20 protein-coding genes and 1 pseudogene are annotated in these 20,926 nt (G+C 59.1%); 12 read left to right on the top strand and 9 right to left on the bottom strand.

Annotated elements, in window-relative coordinates:
* Positions 1-64: 64 nt before the first annotated feature.
* Positions 65-469 (bottom strand): hypothetical protein, encoded by a 405-nt coding sequence (locus ACZ415_RS04250; protein WP_344703626.1) that lies wholly within the window; start codon positions 467-469, stop codon positions 65-67.
* On the bottom strand, positions 466-618 hold the full coding sequence (gene tnpA / locus ACZ415_RS04255; protein ID WP_425552738.1) for an IS66 family insertion sequence element accessory protein TnpA: 153 nt from the start codon (positions 616-618) through the stop codon (positions 466-468). The genes ACZ415_RS04250 and tnpA overlap by 4 nt, the downstream gene beginning before the upstream one ends.
* 169 nt (positions 619-787) lie before the next feature.
* Here tnpA and ACZ415_RS04260 point away from each other — a divergent pair, with 169 nt between their 5' ends.
* Complete coding sequence (locus tag ACZ415_RS04260) at positions 788-1,126, top strand: type II toxin-antitoxin system RelE/ParE family toxin (RefSeq protein ID WP_425552739.1); 339 nt, start codon at positions 788-790, stop codon at positions 1,124-1,126.
* Positions 1,123-1,407, top strand: coding sequence for a NadS family protein (gene nadS / locus ACZ415_RS04265; RefSeq protein WP_344703628.1), 285 nt, complete (start codon positions 1,123-1,125; stop codon positions 1,405-1,407). Before ACZ415_RS04260 ends, nadS begins: the two co-directional genes overlap by 4 nt.
* 390 nt (positions 1,408-1,797) lie before the next feature.
* On the opposite strand, the gene ACZ415_RS04270 is transcribed toward nadS, so the two are convergent.
* The 7 genes from ACZ415_RS04270 to ACZ415_RS04300 all read right to left on the bottom strand — a co-directional run bounded on the left by ACZ415_RS04270 (position 1,798) and on the right by ACZ415_RS04300 (position 8,516).
* Positions 1,798-2,589 (bottom strand): SLC13 family permease, encoded by a 792-nt coding sequence (locus ACZ415_RS04270; protein ID WP_344703630.1) that lies wholly within the window; start codon positions 2,587-2,589, stop codon positions 1,798-1,800.
* Between the two features lie 119 nt (positions 2,590-2,708).
* Positions 2,709-3,845 carry an RNA-guided endonuclease InsQ/TnpB family protein gene (locus tag ACZ415_RS04275; RefSeq protein WP_344703632.1) on the bottom strand — a complete coding sequence of 379 codons (1,137 nt, stop codon included), beginning with the start codon at positions 3,843-3,845 and terminating at the stop codon, positions 2,709-2,711.
* Positions 3,846-3,979: 134 nt separating this feature from the next.
* Positions 3,980-4,972 carry a site-specific integrase gene (locus ACZ415_RS04280; RefSeq protein WP_344703634.1) on the bottom strand — a complete coding sequence of 331 codons (993 nt, stop codon included), beginning with the start codon at positions 4,970-4,972 and terminating at the stop codon, positions 3,980-3,982.
* 14 nt (positions 4,973-4,986) lie between these two features.
* Positions 4,987-6,504, bottom strand: a complete 1,518-nt coding sequence (locus ACZ415_RS04285; protein WP_344703636.1) for a DEAD/DEAH box helicase — start codon at positions 6,502-6,504, stop codon at positions 4,987-4,989.
* Complete coding sequence (locus ACZ415_RS04290; RefSeq protein ID WP_344703638.1) at positions 6,501-7,226, bottom strand: hypothetical protein; 726 nt, start codon at positions 7,224-7,226, stop codon at positions 6,501-6,503. The genes ACZ415_RS04285 and ACZ415_RS04290 overlap by 4 nt, the downstream gene beginning before the upstream one ends.
* A complete protein-coding gene (locus ACZ415_RS04295; protein ID WP_344703640.1) occupies positions 7,223-7,423 on the bottom strand; it encodes a hypothetical protein in 201 nt (66 codons plus the stop codon). Before ACZ415_RS04295 ends, ACZ415_RS04290 begins: the two co-directional genes overlap by 4 nt.
* A 391-nt stretch (positions 7,424-7,814) precedes the next feature.
* Positions 7,815-8,516, bottom strand: coding sequence for a plasmid pRiA4b ORF-3 family protein (locus tag ACZ415_RS04300; protein WP_344703642.1), 702 nt, complete (start codon positions 8,514-8,516; stop codon positions 7,815-7,817).
* 78 nt (positions 8,517-8,594) lie between these two features.
* On the opposite strand from ACZ415_RS04300, the gene ACZ415_RS04305 reads away from it, so the two are divergent.
* From ACZ415_RS04305 to ACZ415_RS04350, 10 genes and pseudogenes are all read left to right on the top strand, one after another.
* Positions 8,595-8,804, top strand: a complete 210-nt coding sequence (locus ACZ415_RS04305; RefSeq protein WP_344703644.1) for a hypothetical protein — start codon at positions 8,595-8,597, stop codon at positions 8,802-8,804.
* An 829-nt stretch (positions 8,805-9,633) separates the two neighbouring features.
* Positions 9,634-10,607, top strand: a pseudogene (locus ACZ415_RS04310) (IS30 family transposase).
* A gap of 53 nt (positions 10,608-10,660) precedes the next feature.
* Positions 10,661-11,974 carry a UDP-N-acetyl-D-glucosamine 6-dehydrogenase gene (gene wbpA, locus ACZ415_RS04315; protein ID WP_344703648.1) on the top strand — a complete coding sequence of 438 codons (1,314 nt, stop codon included), beginning with the start codon at positions 10,661-10,663 and terminating at the stop codon, positions 11,972-11,974.
* Positions 11,975-11,987: 13 nt separating this feature from the next.
* Positions 11,988-12,935, top strand: a complete 948-nt coding sequence (locus tag ACZ415_RS04320) for a Gfo/Idh/MocA family oxidoreductase (RefSeq protein ID WP_344703650.1) — start codon at positions 11,988-11,990, stop codon at positions 12,933-12,935.
* Positions 12,936-12,954: 19 nt separating this feature from the next.
* Positions 12,955-13,524 carry an acyltransferase gene (locus tag ACZ415_RS04325; protein WP_344703652.1) on the top strand — a complete coding sequence of 190 codons (570 nt, stop codon included), beginning with the start codon at positions 12,955-12,957 and terminating at the stop codon, positions 13,522-13,524.
* Between the two features lie 136 nt (positions 13,525-13,660).
* On the top strand, positions 13,661-15,583 hold the full coding sequence (locus tag ACZ415_RS04330) for a hypothetical protein (protein WP_464387760.1): 1,923 nt from the start codon (positions 13,661-13,663) through the stop codon (positions 15,581-15,583).
* Positions 15,580-16,635: a ComEC/Rec2 family competence protein gene (locus tag ACZ415_RS04335; protein WP_344703656.1), complete on the top strand. Its 1,056-nt coding sequence runs from the start codon at positions 15,580-15,582 to the stop codon at positions 16,633-16,635. Before ACZ415_RS04330 ends, ACZ415_RS04335 begins: the two co-directional genes overlap by 4 nt.
* A 28-nt stretch (positions 16,636-16,663) precedes the next feature.
* Entirely contained in the window at positions 16,664-17,818 is a 1,155-nt protein-coding gene (locus ACZ415_RS04340; protein WP_425552740.1) for a DegT/DnrJ/EryC1/StrS family aminotransferase, read from the top strand.
* Positions 17,819-17,863: 45 nt separating this feature from the next.
* Positions 17,864-19,309 carry a lipopolysaccharide biosynthesis protein gene (locus ACZ415_RS04345; RefSeq protein WP_344703660.1) on the top strand — a complete coding sequence of 482 codons (1,446 nt, stop codon included), beginning with the start codon at positions 17,864-17,866 and terminating at the stop codon, positions 19,307-19,309.
* A complete protein-coding gene (locus ACZ415_RS04350) occupies positions 19,309-20,895 on the top strand; it encodes an asparagine synthase-related protein (protein WP_344703662.1) in 1,587 nt (528 codons plus the stop codon). The genes ACZ415_RS04345 and ACZ415_RS04350 overlap by 1 nt, the downstream gene beginning before the upstream one ends.
* Positions 20,896-20,926 lie beyond the last annotated feature (31 nt).

A 20,926-nucleotide genomic window follows, 5' to 3' on the forward strand; every position in this document is an offset into this window, starting at 1 on the left:
GAGTGTCAGTGCGCGAATGCCAGGCGGCGGGGTTCTTCGTCCGCGCTGAGTTCGCGGATGCGGCTCATAACAGCAGGCTTTCCAGCGTGCTGGCTTGAAAGATCTTCTGCCCCCAAGCGCCCAACTGTTCTGAATCAGCCTCGTTCAGCTTTTCCTGTACCCACTCGGGACAGTCGCCATACTTGGAAATAATCATTTTTTTCAGCAGCTTGGCCTCGCCTTTGACTTCACCTACCTGACGTTCTTTAGCCAACGCCTGGCGCTCCAACGTATTCACATAAGCCATTTTCTTCTCCTCCTGTATCTCATCGACCTCATGAGAAAATATCGGTTCCAACCCGTACGGCAGCTGTATCATCCAGTCGATGATGTTAAAAAGACGCACGATGTCCTCACGTTCATACCCCCGCTCAAACAGCAGGCGCGTCAGCGCGACCTTGGTGTCCTTGCGCGTTGCGCCGTCCTTCAACCGCTTGGCGGTTTCCAGAGATAGAACGAGCTTTTTGACAGACCCCTGCGTTGGCAGAACACGCGCTGCGATAGGCCGCTGGCAGCCTGCTCATCGATCCAGGCCTGCCACTGCTCGGCAGGGTAACGGGGAGAGCGTTGTGACGTCATGAGGATGGATGCTCCGTCGATGAATGACGGGACGAGCGTAGGGGATCAGGCAACATCAGGGAATGACGCGCCGAAATGACCGGTTACGGGTCAACGCATTCATCGACAGCATTCGTGCTTATAGTGTACCCTGTACACTTTAATGCTTCAACGATAGGAAACATTGAAGGTGACCCATGCCATCGAGTTCATTGAAACCCCGACGTTTACTCGGCAAATTCTGGCAATGGCCACCGATGACGAGCTGAAAGAGCTTCAGCGTGGGCTGATCGCTCAGCCGGACAAGGGGGATCTCATCCAGGGCACCGGCGGGCTACGCAAGATACGCATGGCCCTAGGATCACAAGGCAAGCAAGGCGGCGCACGGGTGATTTACTTTCTGGCGACAGCCGACGTGATTTATCTGATACTCGCCTACCCCAAAAGCACGAAAGACAGCCTGACCGCCAGCGAGAAGGTCACATTGAAAGCCCTGACTCAAACCCTGAAGGGAGAGGTGACGCCATGAGCATTTTCAACGAACTCCAGACATCGCTGAACGAAGCCATCGATATCCAGCAGCATAATGCGTCGGCCTCTCGCGTGACGCGCCACGAGGTGGCCGATGTCAAAGCGATCCGCGCGGAGCTGAACGTCTCCCAAGCCGCGTTTGCTGATGCCATGGGAACCAGCGTGGATACCATCAAAAGCTGGGAAGCGCGTCGCCGTAATCCGACGGGACTGGCCGCCAAGGTACTGGCCGCCATTTCGCACAACCCGGCGTTTTTTCAGGAGCTGGCGACGCATTAATCAGCCGGTCAACGCCTTACTCCACCTGCGGGGTAAAGGCGTGGCCACAAGCCCGGCACTCGTAATTATCCAGCACCTTGCTGTCCAGCTCGTCGCCGAGTTTGGCGCCGCTAACACCGCCGGCAGCTCCTCCGACTAATCCACCTAAAAGAGATTTTCGGAAACATGGCCCGGGCGGACATGACGTGCCTCTGGCGGGGGTAGCCTGTGGGGCGACGGGATCGGGGCCGTGGCCTGATTGCCACGGTCCGGTGAAAGCGTGCTGAAGCAGGAGCGTTCTCGGGGCGACCCGGGCCCCCTTCCCAAAGCGCCTTGCGCGGCGGGCAGGGCGTGCCTGCGGCTTTGGGCATACTCAAGCGCGTAAGCCGTCTGGTTTCCCAGCAGCGCCTATTAAAAGGGAAACACCAACGGCGTGAGAAGCAGCACACCCGCCGAATAGGCCAGGCTGACCGGCAGGCCGATTTTGAGAAAGTCCCTGATGCGGTAGCGCCCGGAGGAATACACCATCAAATGCGTTTGGTAGCCGAACGGGATTAAAAAGCAGGCGCTGGCCCCGTAGGCCACGGCCATGACGAACGGCAGCGGGTCGGCACCGAAGGCCTGAGCCGTACTCCAGGCCACGGGGAAAGCCAACGCAGCGGCGGCATTGTTGGTGACGGTTTCGGTCAGCAGCAGCGTCAGCAGGTAACACCCGGCAAAGGCGGCATAAATACCGTAGCCGCTGAAGGCATGCTGCATCCCCGTGGCCAGCAGCGCGGCCGCGCCCGACTGTTCCAATGCCTGGGCCATCGCCAACGCCGAGCCGATAATCAGCCACAGGGAAAACGGAAAGCGACGGCGCAGCTCGTCCACGGTGAGAATCCGCGTCGCCAACAGCCCGGCCAGCAGGACCAGCAAGCCGTGAAAGAGCGGCACCACCCCCAGACTGGCGCTGGCGATCACCGCCCCAAACCCGGCCAACGCCCCGGCGCTTTGCCATGGCTTCAGCCGCGGCCGAGTAAAACTGCCGCTGAGCAGGTGAAAGTTTCGGTCCAGATTACGGTGCTGACGAAAGTCCGTCCCAACAGCCAGCAGCAAACAATCTCCCACGCGTAGCGGTATCTGCCCGAGCTGGCCTTCCAGCCGTCGTTCCCCTCGACGTATGCCCACCACGCCGGCATTGAACATACTGCGAAAGTCCACGTCCTGCAGCGTTTTGCCGGGCAGCTGTGACTGCTCCCCGCCCTAAGCGCTAACGCGCCACGGGTGGGGCTTCCCACTTCAACGGCTGCTACCGACAACGTGCCGGCTTTACGCGAGCCTCAATGGGCAGAGACGGACAGCCCTTCCGTCTTTAACTGCAGGATGCCTTGATGCTTGATATTCAGCGCGGCGTTAATATCCCGATCATGGCGTGTATGACAGGCGGGGCACGCCCAGGATCGAACGCTTAACGTCATGCTGTCCATTTTGTGCTGGCATGCGTGACAGGTCTTGGAACTGGCAAACCACGGGTCAAGTTTGACCAGGTGCTTTCCCTTTTCCTCTGTCTTGTACGCCAGCTTTGCCATCAAGGCATGCCAGGACGCATCGCCAATATGCCTGGCGAGCCTGGTATTTTTCATCATGTTCCGGACTTTCAGCGTCTCGACGATCACCGCTTGGTTGTCGTCAACGATCTGCCGAGACAGTTTGTGCTGGAAATCCTTGCGGGCATTCACCACACGCTCGTGAGCTTTGGCGACGAGCAGGCGGGCCTTGGCCCGCCTGGCGCTGCCTTTTTGCTTGCGCGACAACGCCTGTTGCTTGCGCTTGAGGTTTTTCTGCGCCTGCTTGAGAAAGCGCGGGTTGGCCGTTTTATGACCGTTTGAGTCAATGGCGAGGTGAGAAAGCCCCATGTCGAGGCCGACAACGCCGGCTGTATCGACTGCCTTGAGCGGAGCCGGTGCTTCCTGCTCGGTTTCAAACAGCAGCGCGGCGTAGTGCTTGCCGGTAACAGTGCGCGACAGCGTGATACTCTTGAGCTTGCCGTCCATCGGGCGATGAATACGCGCCTTGATGGCCTTGAGCTTCGGCACCTTGATCCAGTTGTCGCCGTGCCTGACGTTGACGCAGTGGTAGCTGGACTGCCGGCCCCGCTTGCTTTTAAAGCGTGGATAACCGGCTTTTTGTTTGGGGTCGAAAAAGCGCTGGAACGCCTTGTCGAGATTGATGCACGCCTGCTGAAGCGCCATCGAGTCTGCCTCTTTCAACCACCCGTACTGTCGAGACTTTTTCGCCACCGGCAATAGTTTCTTGATGTCATGCTTGGCATTCAAGGACTCGCCGTGACGCCGGTAGCGATGGGACATGATGCGAAGGCCGGCATTGTACACAAAGCGCACCGATCCGAACTGGCGGTTCAGTAACGATGCCTGTTCAGAGGTGGGGTAGATGCGTACCTTGATGGCCTTCAGCATGATGTCACACCAGCTATGTATATAGATTCACCTTAAGTCTGAGGGAACCCCAAGATTAAGACCTGTTTTTTGCCGGACATTGCGCCCGGGCTTAGCAACAGTGCCAGCACCCTCGTTGGCGTTCCTAAGCCCCATCACAACGTAAAGAAATCCCCGCCATGGTCTTCAAACGCATCAGCGATGCGAATGTATGACTCCAGCATTTCCTGATCGCGATGGCCGCTAACCCGCTTGATTTGAAAATAACTTTTGCCGCGCAGATGCGCCTCGGTAATGAAGCCCGCGCGGAAGCTATGCGGTGAGTATCCCCTATCCCATAAGCCGGCCACCTTGAGTGCCCTTTGCATTCGTGCCACCAATGCATTCGCTGACATTCGGCCGGCGCCTAGCCGCCCCCGGGATGACACCGCACGAAAGATCGCCCCGTTTTCAATACGTGAAGCCGCAAGCCAGCGCTCCAGCATCGCCACAGGGCAATACTCCGTCCCCGGGGGTGCCCGCATGATGTTCTTGGTTTCAATCTGTCCGGAACGATTGGTTTTGCTGTGATGCAGGGTCACGATGACCCCTTCCGGTCGCCATTCCAGGTCTTCGCAAGCCACCACAACCACTTCGCTACGGCGGAATGCGCCATAAAATGACAGTAAAAACAGGGCGCTGTCGCGCAGGCCATGCAGGGTATGACGATCCAGGGCGTCCAGCAGGCGATGCAGTTCCTTGAGCCGGAGAGCGGGAGCGGATGCCTGTCGTGTGTCACGCGTTTTCTTGATGCCGCGTATCACGCTGCGTACGGCCTGGTGTTTTACCGGCGAAGGCAGATTGTGATAGCGATGCCACATGTTTAATGAGTTGGCATACCGCTGAATGGTGACGGGCGCTTTGCCCGCCTGGTTCTGCTCGGACAGAAAGTTCGCGACCTCCACCTCGGTGGCCGGCAGCTGACCACCGGCCTGGCAGTAGATCTTCAGGTCGGCTCGCATGGCCCGGACCGTGTTGGGTGAGACGCTCTCTGAGAGAAGGCGTCGAGCCTCGCGCGATAGCCCTTCGACCGACGCGAGAACGCCGCCCGGTTCATAGGGATGCGGCTCTTGCGCAATAAGTGACGGCGTGTCGTGATGGCGACCCATGGTATCCCCCTCCTTCAAGATGTCAGCCGCAGCGCCACCAGGCGCTCAAAAAAGGCATGGGAAAACGCCACATCCGCCTGGTAGGGACTCATGTGGGCGTCGGCTTCAAACGTCAACGACACGTCCGATGAACCCGACGTATCTGCCTCTGATCCGTCGGCGGGTGATGCCGCGCTGTCAGGGGGAGCGTCAGTCGTTGGCGGTGCCATGCCCGGCGCCGATGTGTTCGCTCCCTGCGTTTCATCAGGTGGCGTGGCGACGGTGACCGTGGCCAGATCTTCGGGCAGGTCATCACTCAGCCGGCGTGCATAGTGGCGCAGCAACGGTTCATTCAGGGCGTATAAGTAGCAGGTCGCATCGTGGTTGCCGATGCGCCGAATGATCCGCCCCAGTACCTGTCGGAAAAACGCTTCGGTGCGGACGTGGCTGAGATAGCAACAGACATGCAGCCGTGGGATATCCACGCCTTCACTGACCATGCCGACCGAGACAATCCACGGGGTGGAGCCCCCACGAAAGCGCTTCAGTTTTGCGTGGGCATTCGGTTCACGGCTGGTGACCAGGCAAACGTCCTGCCCTTTCTCTTCCAGCCGCTGGGCAATCTCTTCGGCGTGCATGATGTCAGTCGCCACCACCAGGCCGGCGGCGTCCGGATGTTGTTGGCGCACCGCGGTCAGGCGCTGGTTTCCCAGCGTCAATAGCCGATCGATCAGAGCATCATCCCGTACCAGGCTCGCGTAGTGGACGGCCGGGTGGGTCAGCAGGCGCGGGATGTTGGAAAAGCGGTGGGTTTCCGGGCGACCGGTTTTCAGGTGAAACCCTTTCAGCGTGATGGAGCGATTATCGACCAGCTCCATCTGAGGGTGGCGGCAAACGCCATCGGCGATAGCGTCACGCAGCGTATACACGAAATCGGGCTGAAGTTGACGCTGCTGGGCTGGCGCTTCCGTTTCGTCGCTATCGTCATCGTGATCTTCCACTTCCAGGTAGCGCAACAAGGGTAAACAGCTACCGTCGGTGCGCCACGGGGTGCCGGACAGCGCTACCGTCAAGCGCACGTGCCGCTCCAGTGCCATCAGGGCCTTGCCCCACTGATTGGCACCGGCCGACGCCCCGTTATGGCCGGCAGCATGGTGGCTTTCATCCCAGATCAGGAGGATGCGCGCCCGTTGTCCCAGGCGCATAAGATCGTTCAGGCGATTTTTCAGGGCATGATAGGTAAAGCCGGCGCCCAAGGCGCCCAGCTTGCCATTCATGCTGAGATCGGTGACCTCTTCGAGCGATGCCACTGCGCTGCTGACAACAGCGCGGGTCGGTCCCAGGTAGAGGACATAATCAATCGCATCCTGCTCCAGCAGGACTTTGGCCAGCGACGCGGCAAAGTACATCTTGCCGGCGCCCGGCGTGGCCTGGCACAGAAAGTGTGGTGTTTGCGGCGACAGTGTTTGCAGCGCCTGCTGCAGGCACTCGGTCTGCCAGCGCCGGAGGGGCGGCAGGTCCAACGCTATCGCTTGATCCAGGTGCTGACTCATGCTTCGCCCTCCCCACGGTCTTCGTCCGCCAGGGTGCGACGCAGCTTGATATTTGCGTCCAGCTTGCCTTTCAGCTGGCTGCCCTGGGCGATGGCCGCGTCCAGTAACGGATTGATGCGGTCTGATTCCTGGGGAAACTGAACCAGTAGCTGGCGCAGGTGCTCGGACTCCCCCATGACGGTTTCCATCTCGGTTCGCAGGGCATGTCGTTCCAGGTCCAGATGGGCATGCAGCTCACTGTCTGTTGTGGCTGGCTGATCGGTTGGAGACGTCGGTGGTGTCTCGGGTGACGTATATGTTGTATGCGGCACTGGCGATGACTGCCGAGCGATATGCGGCGGTTCCGCCGTGCATGAGGATGCTGCTTCCTCAAATGCGCGGTTATCCTCAGTCGTAGGCGGGTCTTCGGGCACGTTATCGATGTTCAGGCGGAATACTTTCCGGCATTTGCCCTGCAGCCCGACTTGTTCAAGCAGGCCGTGGTTTTCCAGGCTGCTCAGCCGGTCACGTACCCGGTAGCGCAGCGTGGTCTGATCCATCCCCTCGAACTCGGACTGCTGGAGCAGGAGATCGCGCAGTGAAATGATAGTGAAAGCCGTATCTGAACGAGCGTGATCCAACAGGAGATTGTCGAGTGCTTCGGCAATCATGCGGTCGACCGGATCGCTCTTGTGGCTTTTCTGAACGGGCAAGGTATTGGCGGGATCTACGCGCGGGCTCATGACGTCACCTCCTGATGCTGGGAGATGGTGTCTGCCGTCCGGGACAGGGCGTTGGCCTTACGCATATGCGCGTTATAACGGCGGTAGCGCACTTTCAGGCTGCTGTTGGACTTCAAGGCAGCGATGGCCATGGCGCGGTGAGCCGCAGCTCGTGCGCGGGGATTATTACGATGGTGGGATACGGTCAGATGGACCATGGGTAGGACTCCTGTATCAGTGGAGTCACCCGCATTGCTGTCAATCAATGGGGGCGACGGTACACGGGTTGACAGACCGGAGATACAGGAACCCGGCAGGCCGAAGCCTCCCACGCACCGCCGCCATAACAGCAAAAAAGCGCCGCTGTGGCGCTTGTGCGCCTGAATCGTTCCGGGCTGTCAATCCCGATCGAGCAATTTGGCTCGATGACCTGACGTTAACAAGGCCCCATACTTCTGTAAAGCCCCTATCAACGTCTCCATGTGACACCAGGAATCGCGTGCTAAGGGCGCTGCCTGCCCGATGCCGTGGACCAAGGGGAAGAAGGCCAGTCTCCCTAAGAAACATTCGCCGCGGTGGTCGAGACCACGGTGATGAATGCCGAAGACGTCACCGATTCTTGTCGATTTCCTCCTGCAGCGTCTCCATTAGTTCTTCAATGTTATGGATGCCCTGCGCCTTCAGCGACTGCTCCATGTCGAGTGATTGTGACTGCTGCGGTAGCGCTTGACGTGGCTCACAAGCCCCCTCACCCAAGCGCCGGAAGCCAGCCTGAAAAGGCACGAGTATATCGGCGATTTCCGCCTCATCCAGCGCCTCTGGGTCGAACTCACCATCGAGCGACTCCAGCAAATACTGACCATGCTCATCCTGCTCGCCAGTGGCAGCTGCCTTCAACGCCGCATAGCCCGGTATGCCACCGATATCTTCTGGTGGGCAGGCCATGGCACCGTCGATAAACCGCGGGCAAGGATCGGCTTTCTCCAGGCCCGTCTCCTCGACGACGAGGCGGTGCTCCCAGCCATCGCCAAAATCATAGATATATTGGAATACACCCTCCTTGGCACGCGCCGCCATCGCCTTCAGCTTGGCGTTGCGCGCCAAAGCAATGGGCCGATCGCTCCATTCGTCTGGCTCCCCGTAGAAGCGGCCGTTGCACTCGAATTCATAGAGGTGGCAATCCGCCCACCCCATCACGTCCTGGATCAGTTCATGGAGACGGTGCAGATTGATCTGCTCCGGTACCACCACGCGGCGCCAGACCAGCGGGTCGGTACCAAGCAGCTCGATGCGCAAGCGAATATCGGCCATGGATGTTCTCCGGTAAGAAGACGTGTAGCACCATGGTAGCTCGCATCGTTTGCGGGTCCAGCCCAGGAACCAAGAAACTTGAATCTGGTGCAGTACCTCAGCAAGGGGGCCGAGACCAGAGTGCGAGTGCGCATCGATGCCGGGTTTACCGGCAATCCTACGCTGGTCGCCATGGAAGAGCGTGATATCAAGTACCTGGGCCGGCTGCGCAGCAACAAGGCCCTTCAGACGTGGCGGCACCGTATCTCAAGCGGCCGCCCGACCACCCCGGACCAACCGCCGGAATGATGCCATGATCTTGAATACCTGGACGACAGCCATGAGCGCAAGCCGGACTGAGAGCTATCGAGGCTCTGAGCACCTCATCCACCTCATGCTTGCCATGCCGCAGAGCTTCCTCAAATGGATGCACCTGCAGTGGTGTGCTAACATGCGCCGCTTAGAAATTCCGCCCATGAAACATCAGGGCGCTCGGGCAAACATGAAACGCAGCTCATACAGCCGGTTTGCCCGGTGAGTTCTACCAACACAACATGCCCTACTCCACCCTTGTGTGGGATAGCAAGTACATCGGCCTCAAGGGTAAGCCGTGAACCCTTGTGCGGTAGCGTGCGCGAATGGTCGAAAATGGCGCGAAACAGGGCCAACATCAAGCGGTCGAGTGATGCAGTGGCAAGAAGCGGCGCCAAGCCTTGGCGCCGGACAACCATGTATGGTTGTCGATAACACCGTTTCTTAAGTTGTTGATTTTAAATATGGTTATCGATAAGCGGGCTCTATCGATAACTCTCAAAAACAGTAATTAAAGCTCCAAAGGCGTGGCCGCCTACCGTGTATATCGAAACCCATTCTGGCTTTACCAAGAAGAGAGCGAAACCAGCCGTGGCCTATCTCATGTAGGTTTTCGGATGGAAGAGCATCCTTAGCAGAATATTTTCAAAGATGACGCAACCATCAGCGATCTTTTCCGATGGTTTCAAAACGCTCGATGTCATCATTAATCATTTAAAAAAATCCTGGATTCATAGAATAACCGCAGCACTTTGGACATCACGGTGGAGGCAGGAGGGCCAGCGCCGGTACCCTTCTCGGCCCACCGACCAAAGTGAAGCAGAGCATGGGATACCGACAGCTGATCCAGACCCAACGATACCAGATTCACGCCCAACGGGGTGTCGGCATGAGCCGGCGACAGATCGCCAGAGAGCTTGGCATCCACAACAGCACGATCAGTCGAGAGCTGCGCCGTAACAACGCCGCTGAGGGCTACGATCCTGAACAGGCTCAGGCCTTTAGCGATGACCGGCGCCGCACCGCCTGGAAGTGGACGAAGCGTCTGCCCAGTATGATCACCGCCGTCGTTGAAAGGCTGCGCGAGGAGTGGAGCCCGGAGCAGATCAGCGGCTTCATGGCGCCTCTGGCTGGGATCGGCGTCAGTCATCAGTGGATCTATTCCCTGATCTGGGACGACAAGGCTTGCGGTGGTGATCTCTGGCGGCATCTCCGTCAACCCAAGCGTCGCAGTCGGCATCGTGCCCAGGCCAGGAGCGCAGGGCTCGGCAAGATCCCGAACCGTGTGGGCATCGAGCACCGGCCTGCTGATATTGATGGCCGGCTTACCATCGGCCACTGGGAAGGTGACACGGTGCTTAAGGGACACAAACAGTCAGGCCTTGTCACGCTGGTCGAGCGTCGCAGCGGCTACCCAGGATCTCGGCAGAGCTGACGAAAGGGGCCATGATCCGCCTGCTGAAACCTCGCCGGGGTGCTGTCCAAACCATCACGCCGGACAATGGCTCGGAATTCGCCGACCACGTAGCTGTGGCAAAGGCAGTGACAACAGCAACGTACTTTTGTGACCCCTACTGCTCCGGACAGCGTGGGACCAACGAGAACACGGATGGCCTGATACGGCAGTATTTTTCCTAGGGAACCGACTTCCGACGGGTCACCGTTACCGAGCTTCGCAAAGTGGTCAGGAAGCTGAATGATCGCCCCCGAAAACGGCTTGGCTATCGGACACCGGCGCAGGTGTTCCTGGGGGAATACTCAGGAGCCCTGGATAGCGCAGGTGCTGCGCTTATTGGTTGAATTCAGGAAGAAAAGCATAGTTTCAGGTTTCATCCGCTACTGGACCATAACAAATGGGCAATGAAAAAACGCAGCTGGTTAACAAGCTGCAGTCGCAAGAAGCAGTCATCGGCATCGTCGGTCTGGGCTATGTTGGCTTGCCGCTGATGCTGCGCTACAGCGCCATCGGCTATCGCGTGCTGGGCTTCGATATTGATCAGGAAAAAATCGACACGCTCAACGGCGGTCAGAGCTATATCGAACACATCCCCACTGACAAGGTCGCCGCTGCGACAAAAAGCGGCTTCACGGCCACCGCGGACTTCAGCCGTATCGCAGAGGCTGACGCGGTCATCCTTTGCGTACCCACGCCGCTCAATAAGTACCGCGAGCCGGACATGAGCTTCGTGCTCAGCACTATGAATGCCCTCAAGCCCCACCTGCGCGCCGGCCAGGTCGTTTCGCTGGAAAGCACCACCTATCCGGGTACCACCGAAGAAGAGCTGCTGCCCCGGGTGGAAGAAAGCGGGCAGACTGTGGGGGAGAGCATCTTCCTGGTTTACTCACCCGAGCGCGAAGACCCCGGCAACGGCGACTTTGAAACGCATACCATTCCCAAGGTAGTCGGCGGGCATACGCCGGCGTGCCGCGAGGTAGGCGTAGCACTCTACGCCCCGGCCATTGATCGTATTGTGCCGGTCACCTCCACCAAGGCGGCAGAGATGACCAAGCTGCTGGAGAACATCCACCGCGCGGTGAACATCGGCCTGGTCAACGAAATGAAGGTCGTCGCCGATCGCATGGGCATCGACATTTTCGAAGTGATCGACGCCGCTGCCACCAAGCCCTTCGGCTTCACGCCCTACTACCCCGGCCCGGGTCTGGGCGGGCACTGCATCCCCATCGACCCCTTCTATCTGACCTGGAAAGCGCGCGAATACGGCCTGCACACACGCTTCATCGAGCTCTCGGGCGAGGTCAATCGCGCCATGCCGGAATACGTGGTGGGCAAGCTGATGGACGGGCTTAACGGCCACGGCAAGGCGCTAAAAGGCAGCCGCGTGCTGGTGCTGGGCATCGCCTACAAAAAGAACGTGGACGATATGCGCGAGTCCCCGTCAGTGGAAATCATGGAACTGATCAAGGCCAAAGGTGCTGAGGTCGCCTATAGCGATCCGCACGTGCCGGTCTTTCCCGAGATGCGCGAGCACCACTTCGAGCTAAGCAGCGTCGAAGCATCGGCAGAAAATCTGGCGGAGTTCGATGCCGTGGTGCTGGCCACCAATCACGACCGCTTTGATATCGAACTGATCAAACGCCACGCGCCGCTGATTATCGACAGCCGCGGCACTTACCGCGAGCCCGCCGCCCACATCATTAAAGCGTAAGGTTAGAATCTCCATGAAGAACTTTGCTCTGATCGGCGCCGCCGGTTACATCGCCCCACGGCACATGAAAGCCATCAAGGAAACCGGCAACCACCTGACCGTTGGCTATGACATCAACGACTCGGTCGGGATTATTGATTCCATCTCGCCCCAGAGCGAATTCTTCACCGAATTCGAACGCTTTCAGGAGCATGCCTGGCAGCTCAAGCGCGACCCGGCCACCACGCTGGACTACGTCGCGGTATGCTCGCCCAACCACTTGCATCATGCCCATATTGCCGCCGGCCTGCGCCTGGGCTGCGATGTCATTTGCGAAAAACCGCTGGTGCCCACACCCGAACTTCTGGACGAGCTGGCGCTGGTCGAAAAGGAAACCGGCCGGCGAGTCTACAATATTCTGCAGCTGCGTCATCACCAGGCAATTATCGACCTCCAGCAGAAAGTAGCGCAGGAGCAGCGCAGCGACAAGCACGAGGTGGAGCTGACTTATATCACCTCCCGCGGCAAATGGTACGTGGAAAGCTGGAAAGGCGACCCGCGCCGGTCCTTCGGCGTAGCTACCAATATTGGTGTACATTTTTTCGACATGCTGCACTTCATCTTCGGCGACCTGCAGAAGAGCGTGCTGCACTACGCCAGCAACACCAAAGCGGCCGGCTATCTGGAATACGAAAAAGCCCGAGTCCCGTGGTTTCTCTCCATCGATGCCAGCGACCTGCCGGAAGAGGTCAAGGGCAAACAGCCCACCTTCCGCTCCATTACCGTAGACGGCGAGGCCATCGAGTTCTCCAGCGGCTTTACCGACCTGCACACGGTCAGCTATCAGGAAATCCTGGCCGGGCGCGGCTACGGCATGAACGAGGTCCGCCACTGCATCGAAACCGTCAATACGTTGCGTAACGCCCAGCCGCAGAAGCCCGAGACAGGCGAAGCCCATCCCTTCCTCAACAAGCTGGTGTGAGATGAGCAACTCGAACGTAATGATTCATGATTCCGCCATCGTCGATGAAGGCGCCCAAATTGGCGACGGCTCTCGGGTCTGGCACTTTGTCCACGTATGCGGAGGCGCTCGCATTGGCAAGGGGGTGTCCCTGGGCCAAAACGTCTTCGTCGGCAACAGGGTGCTCATCGGTGACCACTGCAAGGTGCAGAACAACGTCTCGGTCTACGACAACGTAACCCTCGAAGAAGGCGTCTTCTGCGGCCCCAGCATGGTGTTCACCAACGTCTATAACCCCCGCTCGCTGGTCGAGCGCAAGGACGAATACCGCGATACGCTGGTGAAAAAAGGCGCCTCGCTGGGCGCCAACTGCACCATCGTCTGCGGCATCACCATCGGCGAATACGCCTTTGTCGGCGCCGGCGCCGTTGTCAACCGCAGCGTGCCGGCTTACGCTCTCATGGTAGGCGTCCCGGCCAAACAGATCGGCTGGATGAGCGAACACGGCGAACAGCTGGCGCTGCCGCTCACCGGCCGGGGTGAAACCGTCTGTCAGCAAACGGGCGCCACCTATGTGTTACAGGATGGGGTTATTCTGAAAAGGGAGTAAAGGCATGCAGCAGCTTCCTGAAGCCGTTGGTCTAGAGCAGGATCTCATCACGGATCTTGAATCTGCACGCGGATCCGCTCGGCTGTGGCAAATACAGGGCTCCCCTTTCGCCGGCAAGAGCAGCCTTCTCAGGGGGTTGGCAATCACACTGCGTGACAAGGGCCAATCACCGATTCTCGTGCAGCCTCCGGCCAGAGCCGCAGATGCCGGCGTGATGGCCATGGTGGAGGTCGCGGTAGGCCTGCATAGCCATGGGCATATCGGCACAGACAAGCTAGCGCTGATACGCAGCGACGAAAAAAGCTGGCTGGATAAGCTCGAGGCGCTGAAGAGCTGGCTGGAAGACAGCGCTGAAGGTGTAGTGCTGCTCTGCGACGAGCCGGAACACTGGCACTCTTCCGCAGAGGAAGACACAGATCACTTTCGTCAGCAGGCCAGCGCTGTGATTGACTGGCTGCTGCGCGCCCCCTGCCACCGAGTGGTTACCGGTGCCGTGGAAAGCGGTATCAGAAGCCACCGTAGCTGGCACCTCAAGGCCGCTTCAAATGCCCGCGACTGGCTGCACGAAAGTAGCGATTGGGGCGCCCTGGCAGACACCGCGCAAGCGCTGGCAAGGAGTGGCGTACGCAATCTGGAAAGTCGCTCGCCGCTGGAAGTCCGCCTTTTGCTGGCGCTTGCGGAAGCCATAACGGTAGACGCCGCCGTGCGCTGGTGGGGACAAGGCAAACCGCGCCGCGAACTCTCGCGCAAGCTGGTGGAAGCGCTGCAAGGGCATCCGGCCATGGACGCCGTTTTGCCGGCTTGGGGCCGCATCAGCCTGTCACGGCGGCCCCTGGGCAACGCCGAGCTGGATGTACTGGATGCGCCAAAGGCGGCAAGCCGAGCGGGGGCGCTGTTGCGCTACTGCCTGATGTATCCCGAGGCGCAGGGCTACCGCTTGCACGAGCTGCTCAAGGCCGACGCCCGCGACAACGCCTACTGGCTTTCTGCCAGGGAGCGTCATAGCGCTCACCGGCAGCTGTATGATCGTTATTGCCAGCGTTTCGAGCAGCGCAATGCCGACGACGCCATGCTGCTGATAGAAGAGTGCGAGGCTTTCCACCACGCTATGCATACCAACGACGTAGCGCTTATGCAGCGGGCGCGCCCGTATTTTGCCACCCAGCTGGATATCGTCGGACGGCTTCTCTCAAGAGAGCGCCGCGAGTACCGCCGGGCAGCCGAGGTGTTCCAGCGTGCTCATCGTTGGGAGCCGCATGATGCCTATGCGCATCACTACCAGGCCTATAACCTGGACATTCTCGCCGAGCAGAGTGTCACGGTCGAAGCGCATTACCGGCGCGCGATCGAGCTGGAGCCGGACAACGTCTGGTGGCATTCGCGCTGGATCAGCTACCTGATCACACGCGGGCGCGCGCAGCAAACGCACAATGCCTGGCTGGAAGTGCTCGATCAGTTCGGGCTTCCCGACGTCGATATCACGCCATCGGTCTACAAGCACCTGCATACCTGGATCGGGCGCCTGTTGCTTCATCGTGGGCAGCTCGACATGGCCGACGAGGTGCTGCAAGGAATACCTGACAGCATTATTCAGAGCGAACCGGGCCTGCAGGCGCTGAAACGACGCCTGACAGCCCTACTCCAGGCGCGCCGGGGAGAAGCCTTCTTCCCCTTTTCCATCGCCCCGGACACCCAGTGGAACGGGCCTCACCTCGCCCCCTCCCGGCAGGGAGAGCGACCCTTGGACCACTGGCTGCCCGGGCGAGTGGATGCCGTTTCCGAGGATGAAGTCGTCCTTCACGTTGCCGAGCCTCCGCGGCAGGACGAAAGGCCGCAGGCGGGCACCATCGAGATGGCGACGCACCAGTTCAACGCCTGCTCGGAAGATACCACCGCCGAGCGGCTACAGGCAGGGCAGTTTGTCGAGCTTGCCTGGTATGCCGACCAAGAGATGCCGCTGATCCGCGTACATCCGGCCCACGAGCTCCACGATCCCGATCTGCCGCCTCTGTTTCCGGACCCGGCGCGCTACCTGCGCCGCTCGGGCTGGGTGACATGAAGCTCCGCGACGATCTGTTTTATCTGATTGTGTTTGGCCCGGGTTTTGGCGAGAGCATCGTGCTGCGCACCCCGGAAACCGGCTGGGTCGTGGTAGACGGCTGTCGCCTGCCGGGAGCAGGAGAAGGCCAGAGCCCGGCCGTAAAATTGCTCCAGCAACATGAGGCGCAGTGGTCGGCTGTCGTACTGACTCACCCGCATCTGGATCATGCGTCTGGCCTGGATGATGTGCTGGCGCACGGCGGCAACGGGCCGATTGGGTGTTATCCGCATCCGCTTGGTCTGCCCCAAAGCGGCAATACGGCCGACGATCCGGAAGCTGCTTATCGCGCGGGCAGCGTGGAGCAGGTCCTGGCCGCCATTCACGACTGCTGGGAGCAGAACCCGGAAACGCGCTGGGAAATAAAGCGTGACACATCCAGGACAGTTGGCCCTCTGCGCCTGACCGCCCTGCACCCCGATAGCAACGCCGTTCGGCAAGCCGAGGTTTCAGGTAACCGTAACCGGCTATCCACGGTGCTGCTGGCAGAGTGGAAAAACTGCCGATTGCTGTTGGGAGCGGACGCGGAAGCCACGGACTGGGCCAGTATCGCCGAAGAATACCCCGATCTGGCGGCCCATACGGCGCTCAAATATCCGCATCACGGGTCAGCCGGCGCCTGGCATGCTGCCTATGCCACGGAAAATGACGGCGCGGCCACCTGGCTGATGACGCCTTATAACCGTGGCCATAAACTCCCACGATTTGAAGACGGACAAGGTCTGCATCGCGCGCTTATGGCTCATGCTCCGATCCATCTGACTGGCCTTCCAGCTCGGCACGACTTGCAGCGCCGGACACCTTTCGAAACCACTCGCCAGGCGCTGCGAGACGGCCATGCGCCGCAGGCCGCCACCAAGTCGCTGCCGGGCGGTTTCAACATGACGATAAAACCGCAGGCTACCGCGTTCGAGGGCTTTGTGGCCGCAGGCTTCGATGCGGACGGCAACCTGATCGACCTTCAGCGCGGTGCCGGAGCGGTCACTATCAACGAGGAGACATCGAGTGCGTAACGAGACAGGCGTTTCCAGCCAGTCCCCTATTGCCTTTATTGATCTGGCCGCCCAGCAGGCGCGCATCAAAGATGAGATCGACGCCGGCATTCAGCGGGTGCTCGCCCACGGCAAGTACATCCTCGGCCCCGAAGTCACCGAGCTGGAAGAAAAACTCGCCGCCTACACCGGCGCCAGGTACTGCATTAGCTGCGCCAACGGCACCGATGCCCTGCAGATCGCCCAGATGGCGCTGGGCATCGGCCCCGGCGACGAGGTCATTACCCCCGGCTTTACCTATATTGCCACCGCGGAAACCGTCGCCATGCTGGGCGCCAAACCGGTCTACGTGGATATCGATCCGCGTACCTACAACCTCGACCCCGCCGGGCTGGAAGCCGCCATTACCCCGCGCACCAAAGCGATTATTCCGGTCTCGCTGTACGGCCAGTGCGCCGACATGGACGCCATCAACGCCGTTGCCGAAAAACACGGCATCCCGGTGATTGAAGACGCCGCCCAAAGCTTCGGCGCCATCTACAAGGGTCGTCAGTCGGGTAATCTCAGTACCATCGGCATTACCAGCTTCTTCCCCAGCAAGCCGCTGGGCTGCTACGGCGACGGCGGCGCGTTGTTTACCAGCGACGACGAGCTGGCAACAATCATGCGCCAGATTGCCCGCCACGGGCAGGACAGGCGCTACCACCACCGTCGCGTGGGCGTAAACAGCCGGCTGGATACCCTGCAGGCCGCCATCCTGCTGCCCAAGCTGGACATCTTCGACGAGGAACTCGCGCTCCGCCAACAGGTCGCCGAGCGCTACACCCAGTTGATTCTTGCCACGGAAACCACGGAAGATACAGAAAAAAATAGCCTGAGCCCTTCCGTGCCTTTCAGTGGATTCTGTGGCAAAAAGTTTATAACGCCCTACGTGGAGCCCCACAACACCAGCGCCTGGGCGCAGTACACCCTTCGCGTGGATAATCGCGAGGAGGTACAAACTAAATTAAAAGAAGCCGGCATTCCCACGGCGGTGCACTACCCGATACCGCTGAACCAGCAGCCCGCGGTGGCGGATACGGCGGCACAGCTACCCGAAGGCGATCGGGCAGCGCAGCAGGTGATCTCGCTGCCGATGCATCCCTACCTTGAGAGCGACGATCAGCGCGCCATCGCAACCGCGCTGCGCGGCGTAGCGGAATAACGACCCCATGCACCTGATCATCATATATTCGGGGAACCTGCCGTCATGACCCTGGCATCGCTCAAGGCGCGGGCCGTACGGCTACTGCCCAATAACGCCTTCGCCCGCAGCGTCAGCGTTCTGGTTGGCGGCACCGCCGGCGCCCAGCTACTGATGGTGCTGGCATCGCCGCTATTGACGCGCCTGTACACGCCCGACGACTTCGGGCTGCTGGCCGTTTATGCCGGCCTGCTGGGCGTTCTCGCCGTCATTGCCAGCCTGCGCTATGAACTGGCGATTCCGCTGCCGGAAAGCGATCAGGACGCCGCCAGCATCGTCGTGCTTTCGCTGCTGTCGGTTCTGGGCGTTACGCTGATTACCGCAGTACTCGTACTGATGGCAGGAGACTCCATCGCGTCTGTACTCGGCGTGCCGCAGCTGGCAGGTTTGCTGTGGCTGCTGCCGCTCGGGGTGTTGCTGCAGGGGTGCTACAAGGTCTTTAACTACTGGGCGATACGCACCAAACAGTTCCCGCTTATCGCCAAGACGCGCTTACGGCAAACGCTGGGCACGCTTGCCATCCAGCTGCTCGGCGCCGAGGCCGGTAGCATATCGCTGCTTGGCGGTCAGGCAACGGGCCAGGGCGTTGGCAGCATCACCCTGGCGCGCGCCGCGCTGCAGCGCCCCGAGCTGCGCCGCTGGCGCTGGCGGGATGTGTGGCACTCGGCTAAGCGCTACCGGGATTTTCCGCTTTTCTCGACCTGGGGGGGCTTCTTCAATAGTGCCGGCCAGCAGCTGCCGCCGTTACTTTTCGCCTCACTGTTCAGTGCCGGTGCCGCCGGCCTTTATGCGCTAGCTCATCGCGTACTGACCCTGCCGATGTCGATTGTGGGGCAGGCCGTGGGCAACGTGTTTTTTTCCAGTGCCGCCGAGGCCTACCGCGAAGGGCGCTTGGGGCCGCTCGTCAGCAACGTACACGAGAAACTGGCACAGATCGCCATGCCCCCGGCACTCGTGCTGATCGTGATAGGCCCCGACCTGTTTGCCCTGGTGTTCGGTGAGCAATGGCGCAGTGCGGGCGACTTTGCACGCTGGATGGCCCCTTGGCTCTATATGGTCTTTATTACCTCGCCGCTGAGCACCCTGTTTTCCGTAATGGAAAAACAGGCGCAAGGGTTATTGTTTCAGGTCATTTTACTGCTGGCGCGGGTGGTTGCCATCACGCTGGGCGCCTGGCAGGAAAACCTGATAGTCGCCGTCATGCTGTTTTCCGGCGCCAGTGCCCTCTGCTGGGTGGGCTTTCTCGCCTGGATCACCCGTATCACGGGTAATACAAAAGGCATGATGCTACGGCCTGCTGCCAGCACCTTCTTCGTATCCCTGGCTTCAGTGGCGCCTTTATGGCTAGGCACTCATTGGCCGACATTCAGCGTTATATGGTGGCTGCTGGCGATGGCGACAGCCGGCTTGATGGCTATTCATTATTGGCGTCTATTTCGTAAGGCATTTTGATGGCACAGATAAAGACACACTTTGGTTCTCCGCGCTGGCAGCATGCAACTACCTCACCGGAGCAATACTACGCGCAATGCGGCCGCATCTGGCAGGATGTCGACACCCTTCAACAGGCACTCACGCTGAATGCATTTAGCCAGGCGCTGACAGAACTCAACGGTTTTTACGCCGTTGTGCAGCAGCAGCCCGGGAAGTTGTTCGCTGCCGTCGATCACATCCGCTCGATACCGCTATTTTATGGGCAGCGTGACGCTACAGTTTTCCTCTCCGACGAGGCCGAATGGGTTCGCCAGCAAGTCGGCGATGAAGTAATGGACGACCTGGCTCGAGAAGAATTCCAACTGACAGGCTACGTCACGGGCCCAGACACGCTCTTTCCCAACGTCAAACAGCTCCAGGCCGGCGAATGTTTGATGATCACGGAACATTCAAATGCGCCCACCGTCGAGACACAGCGCTACTATCGTTTCTTGCATACCGAACCGCAGGATTATGACAAGGCCTTGCTCGAAGACCAGCTGGACCGTATCGCAGTAGCCAGCATTCAGCGTTTGATTGACCATGCCGACGGTCGTCAAATTGTCGTACCGCTCAGCGGCGGATACGACTCGCGCCTTATCGTATCGCTACTCAAACGTCTGGGCTATGAAAATATTCTTACCTTTACCTACGGCGTCCCCGGCAACAAGGAGTCCCGATACAGCAAACGGGTAGCGGACGCTCTGGGCCTGCGCTGGCATTTCGTGGAATACAGCAACGAACTGTGGCGCCAAGCCTGGGAAAGCGAAGCGCGCTGGCAGTACCAGAAATGGGGGTCGGGGTGGACCAGTGTGGCTGTGGTTCAGGACTGGCTGGCGGTCAAGATCATGAAAGAAAAAAGCGTGATCGATAGCGACGCCGTTTTCGTACCCGGGCATGGTGGCTTTGTCGCAGGAAGCCACATTCCCGATGCCGCCTTTACCGGCGAGGCGCTGGACCTTGACGATGTCTGCCACGCTCTTTTTCAAGGGCATTACAACTTAGCGCCTGCTGACCTCTTCACGACCCAAGTAAGCAGCTGGAAAACAAGAATCAAGGAAAAAGCCGAAGCAACAGAAATAAAAACGGCATGGCAATACGCGGATGCCTATGAAAAGTGGGAGTGGCAGGAACGTCAGGCAAAGTTTATTTGTAATTCGGTAAGAGTTTATGAGTTTTTTGGCTACGACTGGTGGATGCCGCTCTGGGACAAGGAGTTCGTCGATTTTTGGCAGGATGTGCCCTTGGCGTTAAGAAAACATAAGGCATGGTGCATAGGATATATAAAAAAATCTTACAATGAGCAAGCAACAGATAAAATTGAAAATTTGGGTAACGCATCCAAAAGTCCTATTGCTCATATAAAAAAGAAAGCATCCAAGATACCATTCGCCAGAAAAGCATACTCTTGTATCAAGCTAAAAAAACAAAACCAACACCCGCTAGCATTGTATGGCCGTCACGACGAAAAAGAGCATAAGAGTCTAATCGAGAAGGGTGTTTCTATTGTGGGACTTAATGCTCACGACTTTTTGAATCACCCTGAAAATAAAGATAAAAGTTAATTCATTAAGCGGTGTCTTATACGCTCCATAG

The organism is Halomonas cibimaris, assembly GCF_055379665.1.

What these genes read in the sequence shown, in the direction of transcription:
- tnpA (WP_425552738.1), bottom strand. Translation starts at nt 618, where the DNA reads ATGACGTCACAACGCTCTCCCCGTTACCCTGCCGAGCAGTGGCAGGCC.
- nadS (WP_344703628.1), top strand. Translation starts at nt 1,123, where the DNA reads ATGAGCATTTTCAACGAACTCCAGACATCGCTGAACGAAGCCATCGAT.
- ACZ415_RS04275 (WP_344703632.1), bottom strand. Translation starts at nt 3,845, where the DNA reads ATGCTGAAGGCCATCAAGGTACGCATCTACCCCACCTCTGAACAGGCA.
- ACZ415_RS04280 (WP_344703634.1), bottom strand. Translation starts at nt 4,972, where the DNA reads ATGGGTCGCCATCACGACACGCCGTCACTTATTGCGCAAGAGCCGCAT.
- ACZ415_RS04285 (WP_344703636.1), bottom strand. Translation starts at nt 6,504, where the DNA reads ATGAGTCAGCACCTGGATCAAGCGATAGCGTTGGACCTGCCGCCCCTC.
- ACZ415_RS04290 (WP_344703638.1), bottom strand. Translation starts at nt 7,226, where the DNA reads ATGAGCCCGCGCGTAGATCCCGCCAATACCTTGCCCGTTCAGAAAAGC.
- ACZ415_RS04295 (WP_344703640.1), bottom strand. Translation starts at nt 7,423, where the DNA reads ATGGTCCATCTGACCGTATCCCACCATCGTAATAATCCCCGCGCACGA.
- ACZ415_RS04300 (WP_344703642.1), bottom strand. Translation starts at nt 8,516, where the DNA reads ATGGCCGATATTCGCTTGCGCATCGAGCTGCTTGGTACCGACCCGCTG.
- wbpA (WP_344703648.1), top strand. Translation starts at nt 10,661, where the DNA reads ATGGGCAATGAAAAAACGCAGCTGGTTAACAAGCTGCAGTCGCAAGAA.
- ACZ415_RS04320 (WP_344703650.1), top strand. Translation starts at nt 11,988, where the DNA reads ATGAAGAACTTTGCTCTGATCGGCGCCGCCGGTTACATCGCCCCACGG.
- ACZ415_RS04325 (WP_344703652.1), top strand. Translation starts at nt 12,955, where the DNA reads ATGATTCATGATTCCGCCATCGTCGATGAAGGCGCCCAAATTGGCGAC.
- ACZ415_RS04335 (WP_344703656.1), top strand. Translation starts at nt 15,580, where the DNA reads ATGAAGCTCCGCGACGATCTGTTTTATCTGATTGTGTTTGGCCCGGGT.
- ACZ415_RS04345 (WP_344703660.1), top strand. Translation starts at nt 17,864, where the DNA reads ATGACCCTGGCATCGCTCAAGGCGCGGGCCGTACGGCTACTGCCCAAT.
- ACZ415_RS04350 (WP_344703662.1), top strand. Translation starts at nt 19,309, where the DNA reads ATGGCACAGATAAAGACACACTTTGGTTCTCCGCGCTGGCAGCATGCA.